This window comes from Nitratidesulfovibrio liaohensis, assembly GCF_011682075.1.
Lineage (GTDB): Bacteria > Desulfobacterota > Desulfovibrionia > Desulfovibrionales > Desulfovibrionaceae > Cupidesulfovibrio > Cupidesulfovibrio liaohensis.
Map to the genome: position 1 here is coordinate 1 of NZ_VSMK01000160.1, position 5,576 is coordinate 5,576.

Annotated in this window: 7 protein-coding genes; all 7 read right to left on the reverse strand. The window is 66.3% G+C overall.

Annotated elements, in window-relative coordinates; translation table 11 throughout:
• On the reverse strand, nucleotides 1–1,223 hold a 1,223-nt coding region (locus FVW27_RS06665; protein ID WP_243838259.1), incomplete at its 3' end, for a 2-phospho-L-lactate transferase CofD family protein.
• Between the two features lie 106 nt (nucleotides 1,224–1,329).
• The gene (locus tag FVW27_RS06670) at nucleotides 1,330–1,602 is read right to left on the reverse strand and encodes a hypothetical protein (protein WP_167123779.1); all 273 of its coding nucleotides are present in this window, start codon (nucleotides 1,600–1,602) and stop codon (nucleotides 1,330–1,332) included.
• 176 nt (nucleotides 1,603–1,778) lie between these two features.
• Nucleotides 1,779–2,459, reverse strand: coding sequence for a phosphate signaling complex protein PhoU (gene phoU, locus FVW27_RS06675; RefSeq protein ID WP_167123781.1), 681 nt, complete (start codon nucleotides 2,457–2,459; stop codon nucleotides 1,779–1,781).
• Between the two features lie 10 nt (nucleotides 2,460–2,469).
• Nucleotides 2,470–3,237 (reverse strand): phosphate ABC transporter ATP-binding protein PstB, encoded by a 768-nt coding sequence (gene pstB / locus FVW27_RS06680; RefSeq protein ID WP_035065552.1) that lies wholly within the window; start codon nucleotides 3,235–3,237, stop codon nucleotides 2,470–2,472.
• Nucleotides 3,238–3,464: 227 nt separating this feature from the next.
• Nucleotides 3,465–4,157, reverse strand: coding sequence for a response regulator (locus FVW27_RS06685; RefSeq protein WP_035065555.1), 693 nt, complete (start codon nucleotides 4,155–4,157; stop codon nucleotides 3,465–3,467).
• A gap of 328 nt (nucleotides 4,158–4,485) precedes the next feature.
• On the reverse strand, nucleotides 4,486–5,091 hold the full coding sequence (locus FVW27_RS06690; RefSeq protein ID WP_167123783.1) for a 3'-5' exonuclease: 606 nt from the start codon (nucleotides 5,089–5,091) through the stop codon (nucleotides 4,486–4,488).
• Between the two features lie 250 nt (nucleotides 5,092–5,341).
• Nucleotides 5,342–5,576: 4Fe-4S dicluster domain-containing protein (locus FVW27_RS06695; protein ID WP_341806100.1), on the reverse strand; the 235-nt coding region annotated here is incomplete at its 5' end.

Here is a 5,576-nt window from a genome sequence, read left to right on the forward strand (position 1 = left end):
CCGCCGCCGGGCAGAGCGCGCACCACCGGCGCATCCAGCACATTCACGCCCTGCGCGCGCAGCCCTTCGTGGTCGACGCCGCCGGGGTACACCCCGTTGCGGGTATCCACCACCACCGTATTCAGCAGGCGGGCGGCGGGGACCTGCGCGCCCGCATCGCGCCGCAGCATGGTCAGCAGGGCGGCGGCGCAATCAGCCACGGACAGGCCCAATTGTTCCGGGTCGGTGCCGCTGTTGGGCACGTACACCTTGGGGCACGGGGCCGCGGCCACGGCGCTCCCCACCCCTTCGGGCAAAAGATTGGCCAGCACGCTGGTGTAAAAACTGCCCATGGGAAAGCAGATCAGATCCGCTTCCGCGATAAGCCGGGCGGCCACGCCGGATACGGGCACACGCGCCTCGGCGGGCGTGGCGGAATTTCCGCCATCGGCGCCGTGGCGTTTTTCGCCCCCGGCCACGTGCTGTCCGACCAGTCCATCGTGTCCGGCCCGCCTCGCTTGCCCGGCTAGTCCATTTGGCCCGCCGTCTTCGCCTTGGCCATCACCATCGGGACGGGTGCGGGTCAGGAAAAGGCGGCGCACCGGCACGGTGATGCCGGGCACGCCCTTGCCGGTGATGCGATGCTGCCCCAGCAGCACGGTGCCATCGGTCAGTTCCGCCGCCAGATGCAGGTCGTCGTCCACGATGGGAACCACCGTGCCCCGCACCTGCAGCAGCCGCGTGAACAGGTGCAGCACCGGCCCCAGCCCTCCGCCGTGGCGCAGGTAGCCACCCGCCAGCAACAAATTGCCCAGGCATGCGCCGTGCGGGTCGAAGCCGGGCGGCGCGAATTCCAGAAACCAGCGCAGGTGCAGACGCAGCACATCGGCCACCAACGAGTCGATGCCGCGCCAGGCGGGATCGCGGTCCGAGGCCAGGGCGTACAGCCGCTGCATCAGGGTGTCGTGTTCCCCGGCATCGGCCAGACGCAGGTCGCACAAGGCCACCAGCGGCGGCGTTGCCACGGCGGGGTCGGCCAGGGCCAGCAGCCGGTTGCGCAGGTCGCCCACGGCGGGCATGCGGATATAGCGCCGCAGCACGGCCGTGCTGCCGCCGGAATCGAACGGGGTGACCAGATGCGCGGAATTGTGCGTCCGGCCCGTCAGGGCATGGCTGAGCGACTTCAGCGCCGTGCCCCCGGTGAAGAAGACGATGCGCGGACCATGCACGGCATCGCCGGTCATGCCGGCATTTGCAGCGCCACGCGCTGCAGGGCCGGGACCGGCGACCGGGTCGACCTGGCACACAACGGCGACCCGGTCGCCGTGGGCCGTCGATGCCGTATGGCGGCTAATCGTCATCCCCGTCACTGTCATCCATATCGCCGCCCGCTTCGCCCGCGTCACCGGGGCGCTTGGGGAACTTCACCTTCACGCGGGCGCGCAGCTTGTCGCCGGTGCGCTTCAGCGAAATGCCTATGCTCTCGAAGCCGTCGATTTCTATGGAACGGCCTTCAAGGGTTATCACGCCGCTGGCCATCTGCTCGCCGATGCGGCTCACCAGGGCGGGGGCTTCTTCCGGGGTTATGGAAAACTGCACGGTACGCTTGCCGTATTGGGTCATCGGGTCTCCGGGGCGGGTGCCGCAGGTGCGGGCCGCAAGGGTGTATGGGATGTATCGCCCCCTTCCGGCAATCCGGCGGGCGACGGGGCGACAGCATACCGCAGCCTCACGCGAATGCAAAGCGGGGCCGCCCCCATGGGCAGCCCCGCCGTGTCTGCAAGACGTCGCGCCGGGCGCTAGCTGCACGCGCCGCCGGAATTGATCTGAAAACTGTGTTTGATGTTCAGCCCTTCGACAATGAACATCACCGTCTCGCCCACGTTGGTGGACAGGTCGCCCACCCGTTCCAGGCTGCGCGAAACCAGAATGGTGTGCACCGCGCGTTCCACGGCGGGGCTTTCGCGGCTCATGTAGTCCATCAGTTCGCGCAGCACTTGCATGTCCAACTGGTTGCAGCGCTTGTCCAGCACGCGCAGTTCGCGGGCCAGCCCGGCGTCGCTTTCGCGGAAGGACATCACCGCCTTGCGGAACATGTCCACGGCATGGGTGCCCAGTTCGTTCAGGCTGGGCATTTCCGGCAACGGCGGCCGGGATGCCAGGAACATGGCCGCCTCGGCGATGTTCACGGCCTCGTCGCCCACCCGCTCCAGATACATGCTGGCCCGCATGATGGCCACGATGATGCGCAGGTCCACGGCCATGGGCTGGTCCAGCGCCAGCAGCCGGAAGCTGAGTTCGTCTATCTCGCACTCTATGGTGTTGATCAGCTTGTCGCCTGCGATGACCGAGCGCGCTGCGTCGGCGTCGCGGTGCTGCAATGCGCGCACGGCGGTTTCGATGGCCGTTTGCGAATGCGCGGCCATTTCCAGCACCTTCAGGCGAAGCTTCTGCAATTGCTGGTGAAAATGCGTTTCCACAGAAAGCCCCCTACCCGAACCGGCCGGTAATGTAATCTTCGGTCTGCTTGTTGCGCGGTCTGGTGAACATCATTTCCGTCGCGCCCCACTCCACCAGTTTCCCCATGTAGAAGAAGGCCGTCAGGTCGGAGACGCGGGCCGCCTGCTGCATGCTGTGGGTCACGATGATGATGGTGTAGTCCTTCTTCAGGATGTGGATGAGTTCCTCGATCTTCTGGGTGGCAATGGGGTCCAGCGCGGAGGCGGGTTCGTCCATCAGCAGCACTTCCGGCTCCACGGCCAGGGCGCGCGCGATGCAAAGGCGCTGCTGCTGGCCGCCGGAAAGGCCCAGCCCCGACTCGTGCAGGCGGTCCTTCACTTCGTCCCACAGGGCGGCATGGCGCAGGCTCTGTTCCACCTTTTCGGCGATGTATTCCTTGTCGCGCACCCCGTTGACGCGCAGTCCGTAGGCCACGTTCTCGAATATGGACTTGGGGAAGGGGTTGGGCTTCTGGAACACCATGCCCACGCGGCGCCGCAGTTCCACCACATCCAGTCGGGCGTCATGGATGTTCATGCCGTCGAGGCATATCTCGCCGTCCACTCGCGAGATGGGGATGAGGTCGTTCATGCGGTTCAGACACCGCAAAAAGGTGCTCTTGCCGCAGCCCGAAGGCCCGATGAGCGCGGTGACCTGGTTGCGTTCGAATTCCAGGTTGATGTCGTGCAGCGCCTGAAAGTCGCCGTAGTAGAAATTCAGCGACGCCGCGTGCATCTTCACGTTCTTGCTGTCTGGCATGTCTCGTTCCCGGCGGCGCGTGGCGCGCCGCGCGTTGGGGGCATTGGGGCGTTGGGCGAAAATGGGGCATGCCACCGCTGGAGGCGGTGTGCCCGTACCGGAGCGGTCTATCGGTGCCGGGGTTGTCTGCCGGTACCGTGCTGTTGCGGTGCCGTAATGCAGCGGTGCATGACGGGTGTGCCGTGCAGGCCGCCCTGCGGTTCATGGTCGCCGCCCGGAATCCTGGGTTACTGCTCCTTGAAGCGGTATCCCACGCCCCGGATGGTTTCGATCATGGCCGCATAACCGCCGATCTTCTGGCGCAGTCTGCGCACGTGCGTATCCACCGTGCGGGCGTACCCTTCGAACTCGTAGCCCCACACCGTGTTCAGCAACTGGTCGCGGGTGCGCACGCGACCCCGGTTGCGCACCAGTTCCGCCAGCAGGCGGAATTCGGTGGCGGTCAGGGCGGCTTCCTCGCCGTCCACCTCCACCCGGTGCGCGTCGAGGTCCAGTGCAAGCCCGTCGATCTGCCACTGCGAACGCTGGGGGTTTTCGGCCACGCCCTGTGCGCGCTTGAGCACGGCGCGGATGCGCAGCACCAGTTCGCGCGGGCTGAAGGGTTTGACCACGTAGTCGTCGGCGCCCAGTTCCAGACCCACGATGCGATCCACTTCCTCGCCACGCGCGGTGAGCATGATCACCGGCACATCTTCCGTTTCCGGCAGGCGCTTCAGTTCGCGACACACGTCAAGGCCGCTCATGCCGGGCAGCATCAGGTCCAGCAAGACCAGCGCGGGCTTCTGCCGCAGCGCGATGTCTAGGCCTTCGCGTCCCGTGGTGGCCGTGCGCACCTCGAACCCGGCGGATTCGAAGGTGAAGGTCAGCAACTGCAGGATGTCCTCGTCGTCTTCCACCACCAGAATGCGCTCTTTCGTCATGTGGTACTCCTTGGCGCTTTCCTGCCCGAGAAGATGTGCGTTGCCGGTGACGGATGCGTGGTTGCCCCGTTACAAGGATGTGACATTTTTCTCCGGCACTGCCAAGGCGACAGGAATTTCCGGGGCATGCCGCCATGGCGCAACCACACATGCCGCATGTTGGTGACGACGGTGTGACAACGACGGCGGAACGGAGAAGAGGCGAAAAAACGGAACGCGCGCCACCATGCCATGCAGGGGGCGCGCGGAAAATGCGGCGAGGGGAGACGGCAAGAGGGGCTGACCGGACAAGCGGACTGTCCGGCCAGCGGGAGGACAGCCTGACCGGCTAGCGGGCTATGAGCCCCAGCCTGCGCATGCGCAGGTGTATCTCGCGGCTGACCCAGGCATCGGTGGCGGCGTACAGCACCTGCTGGGGGGCCAGTTCGCGGTTGCTCCAGTTGGAACACTGGGCACCCTTGGAGATGCGCACTTCCAGAAAGTTGGCGGCAAGGTTGCGCAGGCCGTGCGTCTCAAGGCCCAAATCGCGCGCCACCTCGCCCAGGTCCACCACGCCCGCGTCGTTGAAGGCGAACAGCTTTTGCAGGTCGCGGATGTCGTCGCGCACGGCCACGCCGGTCTTGACGATGTCCGCGTCGGACAGCACAGAGGCCAGCGCCTCGCCAAAGGGCAGCCAGTTGAGCTGGAACAGGTAGACCACGTCGCTGCACGCAAGCTGCACCAGCGACGGCAGGTTGACCTTGCCCTTGCGGAAGGTGGGTCGGGTTTCGGTGTCGAAGCCCAGCACGTCCTCGTCACGCAGGCGGTCGACGGCATCAGCGAGTTCCTCCTCGCTGCGGACGATGCGGATTTCACCCGCATACCGCTCAAGGGGCAGCTCGTTGATCTCGTCCTTGCTGATCTTACGCCGATACCGTTCGGGAATCTTCTTCATCAGGTGGCACTCGTGAAGGCGCGGTCCACGGAGCCGGAGATGCGAGGGACCGGCGGCGCGGGATGCTGAAAGGGCACGAAGCGCGCGGCGGCTCCGGCGGCGGCATTCATACATGATGGCCCGGATTACGTAAACCCCCGGTGAAGAGGCGGCTCACCGGCCCGGGGCGGAACACCGCCGCGCCCGTTTTCGTGCATCCTTCTCCCGTGCCCGTCCTCCCGCCCGGAAACAGCCGTTGCCAGGCACGCCGCTACATGCGGGCCACGTTAAGGAACACCGCGTGCAGCACGGCAGCCAGCACGGAAAAGATGCGCCACGCCGTCGCCGGGGACAAACCCGGCAGGGCCAGCTGCATGGCGCCATGACGGCACACGCCGATGCAGTCGCGGCACAGGGTGCAGGACAGGGCGGGCCGCCCGGCCTCCAGCCGCCGCGCATCCAGCGCGTTGTACCGGCATACGGCAAGGCAGGCCCCGCAGCGGGTG

What these genes read in the sequence shown, in the direction of transcription:
- FVW27_RS06670 (WP_167123779.1), bottom strand. Translation starts at nt 1,602, where the DNA reads ATGACCCAATACGGCAAGCGTACCGTGCAGTTTTCCATAACCCCGGAA.
- pstB (WP_035065552.1), bottom strand. Translation starts at nt 3,237, where the DNA reads ATGCCAGACAGCAAGAACGTGAAGATGCACGCGGCGTCGCTGAATTTC.
- FVW27_RS06685 (WP_035065555.1), bottom strand. Translation starts at nt 4,157, where the DNA reads ATGACGAAAGAGCGCATTCTGGTGGTGGAAGACGACGAGGACATCCTG.
- FVW27_RS06690 (WP_167123783.1), bottom strand. Translation starts at nt 5,091, where the DNA reads ATGAAGAAGATTCCCGAACGGTATCGGCGTAAGATCAGCAAGGACGAG.